This window comes from Agromyces hippuratus, assembly GCF_013410355.1.
Taxonomy (GTDB): Bacteria; Actinomycetota; Actinomycetes; order Actinomycetales; family Microbacteriaceae; genus Agromyces; species Agromyces hippuratus.
This window is the reverse complement of the sequence record NZ_JACCFI010000001.1, coordinates 2,905,219-2,923,143: the sequence shown is the minus strand read 5'-3', so window position 1 is coordinate 2,923,143 and position 17,925 is coordinate 2,905,219. Positions and strand designations below refer to the sequence as shown.

The 17,925-nt window shown below is 70.0% G+C and carries 12 protein-coding genes; 6 read left to right on the top strand and 6 right to left on the bottom strand.

What is annotated here, in order from left to right:
• Positions 1-46: 46 nt before the first annotated feature.
• Genes BJY17_RS13645 through BJY17_RS13635 form a run of 3 tightly spaced genes read right to left on the bottom strand, consistent with a single transcriptional unit; the run spans position 47 to position 4,442 of the window.
• The gene (locus tag BJY17_RS13645) at positions 47-2,341 is read right to left on the bottom strand and encodes a glycoside hydrolase family 3 C-terminal domain-containing protein (RefSeq protein WP_179551835.1); all 2,295 of its coding nucleotides are present in this window, start codon (positions 2,339-2,341) and stop codon (positions 47-49) included.
• Complete coding sequence (locus BJY17_RS13640; protein WP_179551834.1) at positions 2,338-3,132, bottom strand: phosphatase PAP2 family protein; 795 nt, start codon at positions 3,130-3,132, stop codon at positions 2,338-2,340. The genes BJY17_RS13645 and BJY17_RS13640 overlap by 4 nt, the downstream gene beginning before the upstream one ends.
• The gene (locus tag BJY17_RS13635; RefSeq protein ID WP_246303736.1) at positions 3,132-4,442 is read right to left on the bottom strand and encodes an MFS transporter; all 1,311 of its coding nucleotides are present in this window, start codon (positions 4,440-4,442) and stop codon (positions 3,132-3,134) included. The genes BJY17_RS13640 and BJY17_RS13635 overlap by 1 nt, the downstream gene beginning before the upstream one ends.
• 98 nt (positions 4,443-4,540) lie before the next feature.
• On the opposite strand from BJY17_RS13635, the gene BJY17_RS13630 reads away from it, so the two are divergent.
• The 5 genes from BJY17_RS13630 to BJY17_RS13610 all read left to right on the top strand — a co-directional run bounded on the left by BJY17_RS13630 (position 4,541) and on the right by BJY17_RS13610 (position 10,647).
• Complete coding sequence (locus tag BJY17_RS13630; RefSeq protein ID WP_179551832.1) at positions 4,541-5,119, top strand: TetR/AcrR family transcriptional regulator; 579 nt, start codon at positions 4,541-4,543, stop codon at positions 5,117-5,119.
• A gap of 4 nt (positions 5,120-5,123) precedes the next feature.
• On the top strand, positions 5,124-6,335 hold the full coding sequence (locus tag BJY17_RS13625) for an ROK family transcriptional regulator (RefSeq protein ID WP_179551831.1): 1,212 nt from the start codon (positions 5,124-5,126) through the stop codon (positions 6,333-6,335).
• Positions 6,336-6,494: 159 nt separating this feature from the next.
• Positions 6,495-7,811, top strand: a complete 1,317-nt coding sequence (locus BJY17_RS13620; protein ID WP_179551830.1) for an MFS transporter — start codon at positions 6,495-6,497, stop codon at positions 7,809-7,811.
• Positions 7,812-7,823: 12 nt separating this feature from the next.
• Positions 7,824-9,305, top strand: coding sequence for a carboxylesterase/lipase family protein (locus tag BJY17_RS13615; protein WP_179551829.1), 1,482 nt, complete (start codon positions 7,824-7,826; stop codon positions 9,303-9,305).
• An 85-nt stretch (positions 9,306-9,390) separates the two neighbouring features.
• Positions 9,391-10,647 (top strand): ROK family protein, encoded by a 1,257-nt coding sequence (locus BJY17_RS13610; RefSeq protein ID WP_179551828.1) that lies wholly within the window; start codon positions 9,391-9,393, stop codon positions 10,645-10,647.
• On the opposite strand, the gene BJY17_RS13605 is transcribed toward BJY17_RS13610, so the two are convergent.
• From BJY17_RS13605 to BJY17_RS13595, 3 genes are all read right to left on the bottom strand, one after another.
• A complete protein-coding gene (locus BJY17_RS13605; protein ID WP_179551827.1) occupies positions 10,599-11,405 on the bottom strand; it encodes a polyprenol monophosphomannose synthase in 807 nt (268 codons plus the stop codon). The genes BJY17_RS13610 and BJY17_RS13605 overlap by 49 nt on opposite strands.
• 62 nt (positions 11,406-11,467) lie before the next feature.
• The gene (locus BJY17_RS13600) at positions 11,468-12,946 is read right to left on the bottom strand and encodes a peptide MFS transporter (RefSeq protein WP_179551826.1); all 1,479 of its coding nucleotides are present in this window, start codon (positions 12,944-12,946) and stop codon (positions 11,468-11,470) included.
• Between the two features lie 48 nt (positions 12,947-12,994).
• Positions 12,995-13,984: a helix-turn-helix domain-containing protein gene (locus tag BJY17_RS13595; RefSeq protein WP_179551825.1), complete on the bottom strand. Its 990-nt coding sequence runs from the start codon at positions 13,982-13,984 to the stop codon at positions 12,995-12,997.
• A gap of 173 nt (positions 13,985-14,157) precedes the next feature.
• Between BJY17_RS13595 and BJY17_RS13590 the strand changes: the two genes are divergently transcribed.
• A complete protein-coding gene (locus BJY17_RS13590) occupies positions 14,158-17,904 on the top strand; it encodes a S8 family peptidase (protein WP_179551824.1) in 3,747 nt (1,248 codons plus the stop codon).
• Positions 17,905-17,925 lie beyond the last annotated feature (21 nt).

Genomic DNA, 17,925 nt, shown 5'->3' with positions numbered 1-17,925 from the left:
AACGGCCGCCCCCGAAGGGACGGCCGTTCACGTTCGCTGCGGGCGACTACGCCTGCTGCGAGTTCGACAGGTCGATCAGCTGCTGGATCTGCTCGGGCGTCACGGGAACACCCGGGAAGCCGGCGAGCTTGCCGATCGGGAACGACGCCATCATCTTGTCGAGGCCACCCTCGTCGAAGATGTCGGTGTCGGCCATGCCCGACGCGAACGAACCCATCGCCTGCATGACGATCGGGCCCGCGATCGGGTCGGCCGCGAGCTCGGCGATCGACGACTCGAGCGAGAGCGGGATGCGCACCTGCTCGCCCTCGACCTCGACGACGGCGCTGAGACGGATGTCGCGGCTCGACGCGCCCACCTCGACGCTGTAGGCACCGGGCTCGACGATCCAACGGTCGACGCGGATGTCCCAGTACGCGAGGTCCTCGTTGCGAACGGCGATCTCGACCTGACGCGACTCGCCGGCCTCGAGGGCGACGTTCGCGAAGGCCTTGATCTCGCGCGGAGCGCGCTGCACGCCCGAGGCGGCGAGGCCCGTGTAGACCTGCACGACCTCGCGGCCGGCGCGGTCGCCGGTGTTCGTCACGGTGACGCGCACCGTGAGGCCCGCGGCATCCGCTGCCACCGACAGGTCGGAGTAGCCGAACGTCGTGTACGACAGACCGTGGCCGAACGGGTAGCGCACCTCGGCGTCGCGCGCGTCGTACCAGCGGTAGCCCACGAAGAGGCCCTCGCCGTAGCGCACGTGGCCGAAGTCGCCCGGGAAGTTCAGGTAGGCGGGGGTGTCGGCCAGCTTCACCGGGATGGTCTCGGCAAGACGGCCCGAGGGGTTCACTGCGCCGTAGAGCACGTCGGCGATGGCGGATCCGCCGGCCTGGCCGCCGAGCCAGCCCTCGAGGATCGCGGGCACGTCATCGGCGAACGGCAGTTCGACGACGCCGCCGTTGGCGAGCACGACGACCGTGCGCGGGTTCGCCGCGACGACCGACTCGAGCAGCGCGAGTTGCTCGGCCGGCAGGTGCAGGTCCTCGCGGTCGAAGCCCTCGGACTCGTACGAGCCCGGCAGGCCGAGGAACAGCACGACGACGTCCTTCGACGCGGCGAGCTCGACGGCGGGGGCCGCGAGGGCGGCGCCGTCGGAACCGTCGGTCGTGAAGCCGGCGGCGAAGGCCACGTTGTCCTGACCGGCGTACTCGGTGATCGCGTCGAGCGCGTTGTCGAGCTTGGTCGGGTTGATGAGCGACGAGCCGGCGCCCTGGTAGCGCGGCTTCTCGGCGAACGCACCGATCACGGCGACCGAGGTCGACGCGTCGAGCGGCAGGATGGCGTCGTCGTTCTTCAGCAGCACGGCGCCGCGGCCTGCGGCCTCGCGGGCGAGAGCGTGGTGCGCGTCGACGTCGTAGGCGGCGTCGACTGAGCCTGTCGATGAGCGGGCACCGGCGACGGCCTTCTGCACGAGCTCGACGACGCGGCGGGCGCCGACGTCGAGCGCCGACTCGTCGAGCGAGCCGTCGGCGACGGCGGCGATGAGCTTCGCCGCCGAGCGGCCGTCGGACGACGGCATCTCGAGGTCGAGACCGGCGGGGAGGCCCACGACGCGGTCGTTGACGGCTCCCCAGTCGCTGACGACGAGGCCCTCGAAGCCCCAGTCGTCGCGCAGCACCGTGTTCAGCAGCCACGGGTCCTCGCTGGTGTAGACGCCGTTCAGGCGGTTGTACGAGCACATGACGGTCCACGGCTGCGCGTCCTCGACGACGCGCTGGAAGCCGCGCAGGTAGATCTCGCGTAGCGGCCGCGGGTCGACGTCGCTCGACGACGACATGCGGTCGTGCTCCTGGTTGTTCGCCGCGAAGTGCTTCAACGAACCGCCGACGCCCTGCGACTGCAGGCCGTTCACGAGGGCCGCGCCGAGCACGCCCGAGATGATCGGGTCCTCGGAGAGGTACTCGAAGTTGCGGCCGCAGAGCGGCGAGCGCTTGATGTTCACGCCCGGGCCGAGCAGCACGCCGACGCCTTCGGCGCGTGCCTCCTCACCGAGGGCCGTGCCGACGCGCTCGAGCAGCTCGGGGTCGAAGGTCGAGCCGAGTGCCACGGCGGGCGGGAAGCAGGTGGCCGGCACGCTGTCGCCGATGCCGAGGTGGTCGGCGCTGCCCTTCTGCAGTCGCACGCCGTGGGGGCCGTCGGTCAGCACGATCGCGGGGATGCCCGCACGCTCGATGCCCTGCGTCGTCCAGAAGCTCGCTCCGCTCGTGAGCGACGCCTTCTCCTCGACGGTGAGGCCCGCCACGATGTCGGCGGCGGGGGCTTCGAGACCCGTGCCGGTGTTCAGGGTGTCCGTCATGATGCTCCTTCGATTGCCGGTGCTTCGATACTCCGCCGGAAGAGTGGTTTTCCATAGTCCTTCTGCAGCAGGGTCGCGAACGCCCACCAGAGGATGAGGGTTGCGGATGCCCCGCCGATGATGCCGAACAGGGCGTCCGAGAGCCAGTGCGCGTTGATGAGGGTGCGCTGCCAGATCATGCCGACCACGAGCAGTGCGCCGATGATCCACCACACGAGTCGCTTCGCGGGCGGGAACAGCGCGGCGACCGCGACGAGCAGGATGCCCGCGCTCACGGCGTGGCCTGAGGGGAACGACCCGTGGTCGACCTCGAACAGCGGGCCGTACAGGCCGCCGGCGAGATCGTCGGCCGGACGCGGCCGGTCGACGAGGTTCTTCGTGAGCTGCGAGACGCCGAAGTTGCCGACGAGCTCCGCGGTGAGGAAGAACAGCGCTGAACGCCAGCGGCGGATCACGAACAGCCAGATCGGGATGAGCAGCAGCGTCAGCACCGCACCGGGGATCTGGCCGAGGTGCTGGAAGAGCATCGGCAGCGCCCATGCCTCACCGCCCGTGCCGGGCTCGAGCCCGACGAGGGCGCGCCAGGCGTCGTCGACGGCCTGCGTGAACGGACTCGACGGATTCGCGGCGACCGCGAAGCCGAAGATCACGAACAGCGCCAGGCCGATGAGGCCGGTGACGAGCAGCCAGCGTGGGCGACGGGCAGCGGATGCCGCCGGCTCGCCCGCCCCGGGAGCGGTCACGTCGGTCGAGGTCGAAGCGGAAGCGGAAGCGGAAGCGGCATCCGACATCACTTCACCGCCTTGATCGGCCAGACGGCGAACGCGCCGAGGATCGAGAGCACGATGGCGACGGGGAACAGCCCTGCATACCCGAACGCGAGCACGATCGCACCGGCGACGCCGGGCGCGAGGGTCTGCGGCAGGGTCGCCGCGATATTGACGACGCCGAGGTCCTTCGCGAAGGACTTCGCCGACGGCAGCACCTCGCTCATGAGTGCCGTGTCGACGGCCTGGAACATGCCGAAGCCGAGACCGGAGATGAACGTCATGATCATCCAGGCGGTGAGGTCGGGCCAGACCCACGGCAGCAGGAACGCGATGCCGGTGACGATCGAGGAGACGAAGACGAAGACCTTGCGACGGCCGAGCTTGTCGGAGAGCGGGCCCGAGACCGCGGTCGCGATCAGGATGCCGGCGAGGCTGATGAGGCCGAGCATGGGGATGACCTCGCCCGGCTTCTCGACGCCGAAGTAGTCGGTGAGCAGGTAGAACTGGAAGCCGACCACAGCGAAGTAACCGGTGTAGAGCAGCAGTCGCCCGGTGAAGGCCCAGAAGAAGTCGGGGTGCTTGATCGGGTTGACCCAGAACGTGCGCAGGAAGTCGCCGAGCTTGAACGGCTCTCGCTCGAGCTCCTTCGACGAGTAGTCGGGGTTGAAGATCATGAACAGCGTGAGGATGACGAGCGAGAACACCGCGAAGGTGACGTAACCGGCTGCGATGCTGCCGAGGAACATCGATCCGACGATCTGGCCGCCGATGGCACCGACCATGAGGCCGATGCCCGAGAGTGCTGCGAAGGTGCCTCGGCGATTGAGAGGAACACGGTCGGGCATGACCGCGCTGAGCGGGCCCTGCGCGATGTTGTAGGTGATCTGCACGAGGCTCCACGCGATGATGACGCCGACGAGGCTGTTCGCGAACGCGAGACCGACGAGGGCCAGGCCGCCGGCGAGCGAGCCGATGAAGATCCACGGCGCGCGACGGCCGAACCGAGAGCGGGTGCGGTCGGAGATCTGGCCGGCGATCGGCTGCGCGAGCATGGAGCAGAACGCCCCGATCGTTGCCACGATCGTGAGATTCGCGACCTTGTCGGCCTCACCGAACTGGGCGGCGATCTGGGCGGGCAGGAGGATGCCGGGAACGGCACCCCAGATGAGGAAGATGCCGAAGTTCGCGGGGATGATCCACGCGAGGAGGCGGCGGACGCCCTTGATCGGGGTGGGCGGGTCGTCGTTGCCTGCAGCGTCCTCGATGAAGGCGAGGGCCTCTTCAGGTTCGTCGAGGCTCGGGTCGGCAGCAGGCTGGGGGGCAGACGCCATTGTCATGTCTACAGGGTCCTTTCAGAGCCTCGGCACCGAGGCGGGTGGCAAAACCATACATCGCTCGGTTTTCAATCGCAAGCGACTAGCATTCACATATGGCACGCAGAGGTTCATACGCGAAGGGCGTCGCGAAGCGCGAGGAGATCCTCACCACGGCGCTCGACGTCATCGCGCGCAACGGCTACCGGCGCACGAGCGTGCGCGAACTCGCCGAAGCCGTGGGCCTCAGCCAGGCCGGGCTGCTCCACTACTTCTCGTCGAAGGAGGAGCTCTTCCAGGAGATCCTCCGCAAACGCGACCAGGTCGACGCCGCCGCGTTCGACATCGAGGTCGCGCAGCCGATCGAGGTGTTCTTCGAGGTGATCCGGCACAACAGCGAGGTTCCAGGCCTCGTGCAGCTCTACGCCCAGCTTTCGACCGAGGCCGGCGATGCCGACCACCCGGCCCACGAGTTCTTCGTCGAGCGCTACGTGCAGTTCCGCGCCCTGTTCGGCGGCATGCTCCGCGACGAGCAGGCAGCCGGCCGACTCGACCCCGACCTCGACATCGAGCGCATCGGCAACCTCTTCCTCGCGGCCGCCGACGGCCTGCAGACCCAGTGGATGCTCGACCCCTCGATCGACATGGCCGAGCACGTCGCCTACCTCTGGCACCTCATCACGCGCAAGGCCTGAGCGGATGCCCCGGCTGCCTCGCTCGCTCGTCTCCGGCGATGTGCGTCGACACAACCTCGCATTGGTGCTCGAGCACCTCGTGCGCTCCGGCCCGAGCGCGCGCAGCGAGATCGCCGAGGCGACCGGGCTCACCCGGGGTTCCATCACCGCGCTCGCGACTGCGCTGACCAAGGCCGGCGTGCTGCGCGAGACGGACCCGATCGCGAGCGGCAACGGCCGACCGATCACCAGACTCGAGCTCGCAGCATCCGATCTCGCCATCCTCGTCGCCCAGGTCGACGCCGACAGCGCGACGGCGTTGCTCGCGACCATCGCCGGCGACGAGCTCTACCGGGCCTCCGAACGGCACGGCCGCCCGATGGGCAACCCAGACGCGGTGCTCGACGTGCTCGCAATTGTGGTCGCCGATGCACTGGCCGCCGCCATCGAGCTCCGTCGCCGAGTAGTCGAGCTGCCGATCGTCGTCTTCGCGCCGGTCGGCGGCGAACCGCCCGTCGTGCTCACCGACACCGATCTCGGATGGGGCGAAGTCGATGTCATCGGCGGATTGCGTTCGCGCCTTGCGTCGCTTCCCGGGCCGGTGAGCCTCGAGTCCGACGCCTGGCTCGCCGCACTCGCAGAACGCTCGGTGCTCTCGAGCACCGAGAGCATGCTCTACATCAAGAGCAACTCGGGCATCGGCGGCGCCATCCTCTTGGAGGGACGACTCGTCGAAGGTGCGCACGGAGTGGGCGGGGCGCTCGGCCACATCGTCATCGTGCCCGACGGCGAGCTCTGCGACTGCGGCCAGCACGGATGCCTCGTGACCGTCGCCGGCCCCGACGTGCTGCTCGAACGGGCCGGCCTCGCCGACCTCGTGGCCGAGCGCGGCCTCGCCGCGGCGATCGACGAGCTCTCGTCGCAGATCGCTGCCGGAGCGACACCCGCCGCCGCCGCGTGGGACGACGCCCTGCCGTGGATCGCGCGTTCACTCCAGGTGCTCTCGATGGCGACCGACCCCGAAGCCATCGTCATCGGCGGGTTCTGGGCAGCGCACACCGCATCGATCGAGCAGGCGTTCCGAGCGAATCGTCCGACGCTCGCCGGACCACGTGAGGGCGCTCCTGCAATCCCCGCCGTGGTGGCCGGACGGCTCGGCGCGGATGCCGCCCTGCTCGGGGCGACGTGGGCGGCTCGAGACCGACTCCTCGCCGACCCCGGCCGTCTCGGCGTCTGACCCCGCGCACGGCCCGCCTCCTCGACGTTCATCCGACCTTTTAGTTCAACGGTTGAATTTTGAAGGGAATCGGCGCATACTCATTGCCGAGCGCCATTCGGTTTTCGCGCGAATGTGCGCGCCCGCACCAGGCCGTTCTCAACGAAGAGGAGCCCCCAATTGTCCATTCAGCCCGCAGCGCCAGGCGACCCCACCGCCCTCATCGCCCCCACCGGCGCCATCTCGTCGACCGAGCCGCTCCCCGGTGAAGCCCCCGCGAGCCCGCCTCCTACGAAGCGAACGCTCCCCGGCATCCTGCTCGTCGCGCTCACCCTGTTCGGCACATACGGCGGCCTGATCGCCATCCTGCTGCCGCTCCAGGTCGCGATCATCGACGAGGAGAACAAGGTCGCGAACCTCGCGTTCGTCTCGACGATCTCGTTCGTGTTCACGCTCTTCGCCCAGCCGATCGTCGGCGCGATCAGCGACCGCACACGCTCGCGCTTCGGGCGCCGTGCACCGTGGATGGTCGGCGGCGCGCTCATCGGCGGCGTGCTCCTGCTCGGCATGGGCTTCCTCGACTCGATCGTCTGGATCGCGATCTTCTGGGTGCTCATCCAGGTCTCGCTCAACGCGATCCAAGGTCCGCTCTCGGCGATCACCCCCGACCGCTTCCCGCGCGACAAGCGCGGTGCCGCGAGCGCCATGTTCGGCATCGGCATGCAGGTCGGCATGACGCTCGGAATCATGGTCGCCGGGCAGTTCGCCGCGAACTTCGGCTTGGGCTACGCCGTCTTCGGCATCGCCATCATCGTCGTCACCGTGGCGTACGTGGTCATCGACCGCGATTGGTCGTCGAAGCAGGCCGCGGTCGAACCGTGGAGCTGGAAGACGTTCTTCGGCGGCTTCTGGATCAACCCGCGCACGAACCCCGACTTCTTCTGGGCCTTCACGGCGCGCTTCCTGCTCATGCTCGGCTACTTCGTGGTCGCGGCATTCCAGTTCTACATCCTCACCGACTACATCGGCATGAAGCTCGTGGAGGCGACCGGAGCGGTCGTCACCCTGACCCTCGTCGCGCTCGTGCCGACGCTCGTCGCCATCGCCGTCTCGGGTTGGTGGAGCGACAAGGCCGGTCGGCGCAAGGTCTTCATCTACGTGGCGTCGGCCATCATGGTCGTGGGCTTCATCATGCCGCTCCTCATGCCGAACATGACCGGCATGATCCTCATGAGCATCATCAACGGCATCGGCTTCGGTCTCTACATGTCCGTCGACACCGCGCTCATGACCGAGGTGCTGCCCGGCGGAGGCTCGGCGGCCGCCAAGGACCTCGGCATCCTGAACATCGCCACCAACATCCCCCAGGCCATGAGCGCCGCGATCGCCGGCATCATCATCGGTACGCTCGGCGGGTACCCGATGCTGTTCGTCTTCGGCGGCGTCTTCGTCGTCATCGCGGCCCTGGCCGTCATCCCCATCAAGAGCGTTCGTTAGGAGCACCACCCCATGACCCAGACCAGCATCGGCACCTTCGTCGAGGTCGACACCACCGCGGGACGCGTTCGCGGCGCCTGGCGCGGCGAGCCCGGCGAGGCATCCGCTTCGGCCGCGTTCCTCGGCATCCCCTTCGCCGAGGCTCCCGTGGGCGAGCTGCGCTTCGCCGCTCCGGTGCCGAAGGCGCCGTGGGAGGGCGTGCGCGACGCGCTCGAGTTCGGCGCGACCGCGCAGCGCGGCGACCCCGGAGTGACGCTCATCCCCGAGCCGAGCGTGCCCGGCGAGTCGACGTTGAACGTCAACGTCTTCACTCCGGCGCCCGCGACCGACGCGGCGCTGCCGGTGCTGGTCTGGATCCACGGCGGAGGCTTCTTCGCCGGTTCGCCCGCGAGCCTCTGGTACGACGGCGGCCGCTTCAACCGCGACGGCGTCGTGACCGTGACGATCTCGTACCGCCTCGGCTTCGACGGCTTCGGCTGGATCTCGGACGCCCCGTCGAACCGCGGCGTGCGCGACTGGCTCCTCGCCCTCCAGTGGGTGCAGGAGAACATCGCGTCGTTCGGCGGCGACCCGTCGCGCGTGACCATCGCCGGCCAGTCGGCCGGCGGCGGCGCCGTGCTCACCCTGCTCGGCATGGAGTCGGCGCAGCACCTCTTCCACGGGGTCTACGCGATCTCCGGCGCACTCGCCGACGTCACGCCCGAGCGGGGCGAGAAGTTCGGCCGTGAACTCGCAGCGGCCGGCGGCGTCGAGCCCACCGTCGCCGGGTTCTCGAGCCTGAGCGAGGAGCGCATCCTCGAGCTGCAGAAGAAGGCGACCGAGCTCGGCCCCGACTCCCTCCAGAGCATGATCGACGAGGGGCTGGGCCTCGGCCCGGCGATCGACGGCGAGCTGCTCACCCGCTCGACGAAGGATTCCCTCGCGGCGGGCGTCGGCGCCGACAAGCCGCTCGTCATCGGCGCGACCGACGACGAGTTCACGATGGCCTTCGCCGAAGCCGAGAAGAAGCTCCGCTGGATCCCGAAGTCGTTGATGCTGAAGAAGCTCGGCATGCCGAAGCCGAAGCTGAAGCCCTACCTCGCGGCGAACGCCGAGGTCGCCCGCAAGGGCACTGCGCGCATCGCCGGCCGCTTCCTGACCGACCAGATGTTCCGCACCGCCCTGGTCAAGATCGTCGCCCTGCGCGGCGACGCCCCCACCTGGGTGTATCGGTTCTCGTGGCCGTCGGGCACGTTCGGCTTCGCCGAGCACTGCCTCGACGTGCCGTTCTTCTTCGACTGCCTCGACTCGATCGCGATGGAGCCGCTCGCCGGGCCGAACCCGCCGCAGCAGCTCGCCGACCAGGTGCACGGCGGCGCCGTGGCATTCGTCTCGACGGGCGACCCGGGCTGGCCGCGCTACACCGAGCCCGGGCGCGAGACCCGTGTCTTCGACACCCCGTCGACCATGGTGTCCGACGGCTATGCGAGCGTGCGCCCGCTGCTCGCGGACTGATTCCGGCACCGCCTCGGGGCCTTCGGGTCGTGTCCCCCGATTGGGGTACGTGACCCGGAGGCCCCGTTGCACGCATGCTTCTCACATGACTACGGCCGGCGAGACCTCAGTTCCCACCACCACCGGCCCGCTCGACGAGGTGCACCGCGAGCAGTCCGCGCGCCTCGTCGACCACCTCGTCGACCACGGCCCGGCGACCCGGAGCGAGCTCGCCGCAGCGACCGGCCTCGGGCGCGGTGCGATCGCCGGGCTCACCGCCCGACTGCTCGACGCGGGCGTGCTGCGACCCGAGGCTGCGGATGCCTCGGGCGACCACCGCACCGCACCGTTGACGCTCGCCGCGGCCGACCATGTGCTCGTCACCGCCCACCTCGGCCCCGACGACGCGGTCGCCACCATCGCCTCGCTCGGCGGCGATGAACTGGCCCGGTTCACCGCGCCGCTCCGCCCCGCCGACTCCCCCGCCGGCGAGTCGGCGCCCGCGCCGACTCCGCTCGAACTCCTCGCGGTCGTGCTGGGCCGGGCGATCGCCCGAGCCGAGCGGGCAGAGCGGCCGATCGCCGACGTCACCGTGCTCGTCGACGGGGCGGTCGCCGGAACGCCCGCGGTCGTGCTCACCGACGATCGGATCGGCGTCGAGCCGGTCGACGTGCTCGGCGAGCTCCGTGCGCGCACGCCCGGGCTCGCCGACGTCGAAGCCGAGCTCCCCGTGCCGATCGCGCTCGTGCCCACTGCGGTGGCCGCGGCATCCGTCGAACTGACCGGGAGCGCCGCCCGCGATCTGCTCTACCTCGCCGGTGACACCGGGATCGTCGCCGCGGCGATCGTCGACGGCCGGCCCCTGCGCGGCGCCCACGGCCTCGGCGCGACCTTCGCGCACCTGCCGATCGTGCCCGGCGGCGTGCGCTGCAGCTGCGGGCAGCGCGGATGCCTCGCGACGGTCGCCTCCCCCGAGATCGTGCTCGAGCGGGCCGGCCTCGCCGCATTCGCGGCCGCGCACGGCCGTCTCGCCGCCCTCGACGAACTCGTCGTGCGGGTCGACGCGGCCGACGATCGCGCCCGTTGGTCGTGGCTCGACGCGGCACTGTGGATCGGTCGCTCACTGCAGGTGGTGGCGCCCACCCTCGACCCGGCGACCATCGTCGTCGGCGGCTACTGGGCGGCGCTCATCGGCGACATCGAGACGTCCTTCCGCGACAACCGCCCGACCATCGGCGGCGGAGCCCTCGAGTCGATCCCGACGATCATGGCGTCGCAGCACGGCGGTGAGGCGGCCGTCGCCGGCGCCCGCCGTCAGGCGCGCGAGCGCCTGGTCTCCGAGCCGTTGCTGCTCGCGGGCTGAGGCAGCCCCCGGCCGAACCTGCTGCGGAGGCCCCAGCCGGTCACCCGCATCATCGCCTCGATCACGATGCCCGCACTCATCTTCGAGCGCCCGCGCTGGCGCTCGACGAAGGTGACGGGCACCTCCACCACGACGAGACCGGCCTCGCGTGCATGCCAGAGCATGTCGACCTGGAACCCGTAGCCGCGGGTGTGCACGTCGTCGAGCCGGATGCGTCGCAACGCGTCGGCCCGGAAGGCGCGGTAGCCGGCGGTCGCGTCCCTCGTGGGCAGGCGCAGCACCCAGCGCGCGTAGGCGCTGCCGCCGCGCGAGAGCCACTGGCGACGACGCGGCCAGTTCTCGATCGAGCCGCCGTCGATCCAGCGCGAGCCGATGACGAGGTCGACCGGCCGGTCGGCGCCCGCACCGGCTCCGGCGTCCACGCCGCCCGAGAGCGGGTCGAGCAGCCGCCCGAGCTGCTCGGGCTGGTGCGAGCCGTCGGCGTCCATCTGCACGATCGGGTCGAACCCCTCGGCGAGCGCCCAGGCGAACGCGTCGAGGTAGGCGGCCCCGAGGCCGTTCTTCTCGGTGCGGTGCAGCACCTGCACCGCAGCATCCGTCGCCGCCATCTCGTCGGCGATGACGCCGGTGCCGTCGGGCGAGGAGTCGTCGACGACGAGCACGGACGCCGCCGGTACGGCCGTGCGCACGCGGGCCACGATCGCGGCGATGTTCTCGCGCTCGTTGTAGGTGGGAATCACCACCAGGGCTCGGGTCATCACTCGAATCGTAGTCGCCCGCGGCCCCTGCTCGTGTCAGGGGCCGATGACGGCGCCGGCGCTCAGCGCACGCCGGCCATGAGCTTCAGCACGCCGCGGCTGCCCACCGCGAGCGCGATGCCGAGCACGATCGCGATGCCGCCGAGCACGCCGAAGTAGACCACCTCGGTGTCGGCCGAGTAGAACGTCGCGAGCTGGCCCGAGATCGCCGTGCCGAGCGAGACCGACAGGAAGAACAGGGCCACCATCTGCGTGTGGAACACCTTCGGCGCGAGCTTCGTCGTCACCGAGAGCCCGACCGGCGAGAGCAGCAGTTCGGCCACCGTGAAGATGAAGAGGATGCCGATGATCGCGAGCAGCGGCGTCGAGTTCGCCGCGCCGCCGGCGAACGGGATGAAGAGCAGGAACGCGACACCCATGATCGCCGTGCCGAGCGCGAACTTGATGGGCGTCGACGGCTGGCGGTCGCCGAGCTTCGTCCAGATCGCGGCGAAGACGCCCGACAGGATGATGATGAAGATCGGGTTGATCGACTGCACCCACGAGACGGGCATCTCCCAGCCGAAGAGGTCGCGGTTCAACTGCTTGTCGGAGTAGATCGTGAGCACCGTGAACTGCTGCTGGTAGAGCGACCAGAAGGCGACGCTCGCGACGAACAGCGGGATGAAGCCGAACACGCGGCTGCGCTCGACCGTCGTGATGCGCTTGCTCGAGAGGATCACCGCGAAGTAGGCGACCGCGGCGACGATCACCGAGGCGATCACCCAGGTGACGAGGTTCGTCGGGGTGACGAGACCGGTCATGACGAGCACGACGACGGCCGCCACGCCCGCGACGGCGATGCCGATCGCCATGCCGATGCGGTCGCGAGGCAGCGGGTTCGGCACGACGGATGCCTCGGCCGGCAGGCGCTTGCGCCCGAACGAGTACTGGGTGAGGCCGATCGCCATGCCGACCGCGGCGAGCGCGAAGCCCCAGTGGAAGCCGAGCGTCGACGCGAGCAGGCCGGTGAGGATCGGGCCGAAGAAGGCGCCGAGGTTGATGCCGAGGTAGAAGATCGAGAACCCGGCGTCGCGACGCGGGTCGTGCTCGGAGTACAGCGTGCCGACGACGCTCGTCGCATTCGCCTTGAGCCCGCCGGAACCGAACGCCACGAGGATCAGGCCGACCCCGACGCCGAAGAACCCGGGAAGGAGGGCGAGCGCGATATGGCCGGCCATGATGACGATGGCACTGTAGAACAGCACCTTCTCGCTGCCGAGCACGCGGTCGGCGAGCCAGGCGCCGAGGATCGTCGAGAGGTAGACGCCGCCGCCGTAGGCGCCGACGATGCCGGCCGCCGCGGTCTCCTCCATGCCGAGGCCGCCCTCGGCCACGGAGTAGTACAGGTAGATCAGCAGGATCCCCTGCATGCCGTAGAAGCTGAACCGCTCCCACATCTCGACGCCGAAGATGTTGGCGAGCGACCGCGGTTGCCCGAAGAACCCGTGGTCGCGCTTGATATCGCTCGGCTCCGAGACCGGCTCGGTGACACTGCCCATGGAGGTTAAGCCTACCGGAACCGCTTGCAGCGCCTCCGTCGTCGATCGTCAGCCGCGAACGATCCAGCCACGTTCGGAGGCGTGCCAGCCGAGCTGCAGCCGACTCGAGACGCCGGCGAGCTGCATGAGTCCCCGAACGCGCCGCTGCACGGTGCGCTGCCCCATGTCGAGATGCTTCGCGATGCTCGCATCGGTGAACCCGCCGAGGAGCAGCGACAGCACCTGCAGGTCGAGCACGTCGAGACCGCTCTCGCCCTCGACGGCCTCGTCGGAGCCCGGACCGCCCAGCACGAGCGGCGTGGCGTCGCGCCACACCGATTCGAACAGGCCGGCCAGCGAGTCGACCAGACCGCTGGCATGGATCACGAGGGCTGCCGGCTCGGAGTGATTGCCGTTGAGCGGCACCATCGCGAGCGACCGGTCGGCGATCATCAGCTTGGTCGGCACCCGATCGACCACCCGGACGTTGACGTCGGAGCCGAGCGCAGCCGACACCTCGGCGAACTCGGCCGGTGAGGTGAGCACGGCGCGTTCGACCACGATCCGGTAGGAGACGCCGCGGGCGACCGCCACTCCTTCGGCCTGATTGTCGGGCCCGGACACGGCCACCGAGTGTTCGGTCACGAACGACATGACCTCCTGCGTCGCACCCAGATGCAACTGCAGGAAGCGTTGCGACACCGCGGCAGCGCCGACGACCACCTCGACGAGATCACGGGCATCCGACTCGGACGCCTCGGCGAGGTACTCCTCGGCGAGCGCCACCGCCGTCAGCTCGGCCTCCTCGAGCTCGAGCCGCTGCTGGATCAGGAGCGGACGCAGTGCCACGCCCGGGGGCGCCGCGACCCATCGTCCCCCGGACTCGACCGAGGACTGCGTGGCCAGCCCGCGCAGCTCGAGTGCACGGAGCCGCCGCCCGGTCTCGTCTTCGCCCATTCCGAGCCGCCGGTTCAGGTGACCGAGATCGGCGGCGCCGAGCGCGAGGAGGAGCCGGTAGACGGACTCCTCCCCTTCGTCGAGCCCGATGGCTGACAGCATGCGAACACTCCTCGGTCGCGGATGTCTCAGGGTGGCGGGAAGCGGCCACGGCGTAGTCCCGCCCGCCCCCATTCTTCCGTTCCGGTCGCCGGTACTGCGAGCCTGACGGCCAAGCCCGGCAGACGCAGACCGATCCGGCCATCGTCACGGACTCACCAGAAGGAAGGAAACCGATGCGCCCCATCTGGCGTAGCACCATCACGGCGGCCACCGTCGCCGTCATGGTAGCCACCACTGCAAGTCCGTCCAACGCCGTCGAATCGAACGAGGCCGGCGAGCAGCCGCCGATCGTCGGAAGCACCGCCTGGCTCGGCCAACAGGCCGCCCCTCCGGTCACGGTCACGCTGGTCAACGGCGACCGGGTGCTCGTGACCAATGGCACCACCGTCACGGTGCTGCCCCGCGAAGACGGCTCGCAGCCGATCGTGGAGACCCGCCGCGTCGGCGACGACGTCTACGTCTACCCGGCCGACGTGATCGACGCGCTGGCCGCCGGCAAGGTCGACGAGGAGCTCTTCAACGTCACCGGCCTCGTGCGTCAGGGCTACGACGACGCGCACAGCGCCTCGATGCCGCTCATCGCCCAGTACGCCGATCCCGCCGCCCCGGTGGTGACCCCCCGCGGCGCCGAAGCGGGAATCGTGCTCGAATCGATCGGCAGCGCCGCGCTCAGCGCGGACAAGGCCGACGCCGCGGCCTTCTGGGCCGATCTGACCAACCCGCGGAGTCGATCCGCCGGTTCGATCGAGAAGCTCTGGCTCGATCGCAAGGTCGAGGCCGCCCTCGATCAGTCGACCGCGCAGGTCAACGCCCCCGACGCCTGGGCTGCCGGACTCGACGGCGCCGGCGCGACCGTCGCCATCCTCGACACCGGAGCCGACGCCGAGCATCCCGATCTCCAGGGCCGCATCATCGCCGGGGAGGACTTCACCGACTCGGGGTCGTGGAACGACGGCAATGGACACGGCACGCACGTCGCGTCGACGGTCGGCGGTTCCGGCGCGGCCAGCGACGGCGCGAAGCGCGGCGTGGCACCGCAGGCTGATCTGCTCGTCGGCAAGGTCCTCTCCGACTTCGGCTCCGGCTCGACGTCGGGCATCATCGCGGGCATGGAGTGGGCGGTCGCGCAAGGCGCGGACGTCGTGTCGATGAGCCTCGGCAGCACCGGCCCGGTCGACGGCTGCGCCGACCCGATGGCGATGGCCGCCGGGTCGCTCTCCGAGAGCAGCGACAGCCTCTTCGTGATCGCGGCCGGCAACGTGGGGCCGGGCAACAACACGGTCTCCTCCCCCGGTTGCGCGCCGGCGGTGCTCACGGTCGGCGCGGTCGACCGCGACGACAGCACGGCGGTCTTCTCCAGCCGCGGGCCGGTCGCCGGCACCCACGTCCTGAAGCCCGAGATCACCGCGCCCGGCGTGGGCATCTCCGCTGCAGCGACCGGCGGGCGGGGCGAATACGCGTACCGGTCCATGTCGGGCACCTCCATGGCGACGCCGCACGTCGCGGGAGCGGCCGCGATCGTCAAGCAGCGCCACCCGGAGTGGGACGGCGAGCAGATCAAGGCCGCCCTCGTGTCGTCGGCCGAGACCGACATCCCCGGCGACGTGCGCGAGACCGGCGGTGGCCGTCTCGACGTGAGTGCGGCGATCGACGAGACCGTGACGGGCGCGCCGGCACTGCAGGCGGGCTCCTTCGACTGGCCGCACACGACCGACGAGGCCGTCGCGATCGACGTGCCCTACACGAACGTGTCCGACGCCCCGGTGACCCTGCGGCTCGAGATCGAGGGTCTGACCGGCAACGACGGCTCTGCCGTCAAGGGCAAGCTCGCGAAGCTCGAGCAGGACTCCGTGACGATCGCGGCAGGCGAGACGGCGACCGTGCCGCTGCGGGTCGACCCGTCGGCGAAGCTGTCGGCCGCGCAGTACGGCGACGTCACCGGCCGGATCGTCGCGACCGGCGACGCCACGGTCTCGACGCCCTTCTCGCTGTACGTGCAGCCCGAAACCGTGCAGGTCACGGTCAAGGTGGTCGACCGCAACGGCGACCCCGCCGCCGGCGCCTCCTCGCTCGACATCGTCAACACCGACACGAGCAGCGGCAGCCGCTGGTACAACGGCGGCGCAGAGGAGCAGGTCGTCGACGTGCGACCGGGGCGCTTCTTCGTCTCGAGCTTCATCGCCACACCTGACGCCGACGGCACCACGAAGCTCGTGGATTCGGTCAGCTACGTGGCACGTCCCGAGCTGTCGATCACCGACGACACGACCGTGGTGCTCGACGCACGCGACGCCGACCGCATCACCGTCAAGACCGATCGTCGCAGCGAGACACGGGCCATGAGCCTCTCCTTCGCCCGCAGCTGGGACGACATGTGGGGGCACTCGGGCACGCTCACCGCGGGCGCCACCGTGACGTCGGTCTACGCGGACGTGCAGGGCACGGCTCACGACGGCGACTTCGAGTTCGGGCACTACTGGCGCAAGGCCGCGCCGCTGGTCGAAGACCTGTCGGTGGTCGGCGGCGACGCGCTCCACCCCATCCCCGCGGGCTACTCCTCGATGAACCTCACGGGAACGGGCCGACTGCCGGTCGTCGACGCGGGCAGCGGCACCGACGCCGAACTCGCGGCGGCCGACGTCGCCGGCAAGATCGCCCTCGTCCGCATCGCGGACGGCACTGGCTCGGTCTACGCCGAAGTCGTCGCGGCCGGCAAGGCGGGCGCCAAGGCCGTGGTGGCCTTCCACGAGGCGACCGGGCGCTGGCAGCCCCTGACCGGCTCATCCGGCGGTCAGGTGCCGGCGTACTCGATTCCGTCCGACGAGGCCGCCGCCCTGCGGGAACGGCTCGCCGCCGGACCCGTCGAGCTGCAGTGGAGCTTCACCTCGTCGAGCCCGTTCGTCTACAACCTCGGGTTCAGCCAGGACACGCCGTTCACCGATGCCAAGGAGTTCGTGGTGCGCGACAAGAAGCTCGGGCGCACCGAAGCGACGTTCCGGTCGATGGGCACGGCCGTCGACCGCCTCGACCTGGTCACGGCGGTCGACGCGTCGGGCAACGGCGTCGGCGTGGGTCAGTTCCAGCCGGTGCAGGCGCCCTCGAAGCGCACCGAGTTGTACACGGCGGGCGAGCTCCGGTGGCAGTCCGCCGTACTGGGGTACTTCCCGTTCGGTGAGGTGATGCTCGACCAGGTACGCCAGTACGAGCCCGGCAGCGTGCGCTCCGACACGTGGTACGACGGGGTCATCGCACCCAGCGCCGCTGAGTCGTACACCGGCGAGGTGCAACTGGCCGCCGAGCGGCAGGGCAACCTGATGGGCTTCGCGAGCGGAATGTGGGCCGACAGTTCCGGCCACTGGGCGGGCCCCGGCTCGTTCGGCGACATCGGCAACCTCGTCCTGCGCCGAAACGGTGAGGAGATCGGGCGATCGGCCTACATCTCCGACGTCTTCGAGGTGCCCGCCGACGATGCCGAGTACGAGCTGCAGCTGTTCACGGAGAAGATCGGCCGCCAGACGAACACCTGGCAGCGCTCCTCGGCGGTGACGACGGTCTGGAAGTTCCGTTCGCACCTCGACGAGAGCACCTACTCGCAGGGTCTGCCGGTCATGTTCCCCCGCGTCGACCTCCCCGAGGACGGCATGAAGACGCTGGCGGCGAATGCCGACCAGAGGCTGCAGCTGAACGTCGCCGGCCACGCGGGCTACACGCCCGGCACGATCACGAGCGCCGGCCTCGCGTACTCCTACGACGGGGAGACGTGGGTGGATGCCACGACCCTCCAGGAAGACGGCGAGTGGGTCGCGATCGTCGACCACTCCGGCGCATCCGGTCAACCGGTGAGCCTTCGGGTGACCCTGACCGACAGCAACGACAACTCGGTGACGCAGACCGTCGTTCGGGCGTACGACGTGCGCTGATCACCGCGGAACACGGCCTCG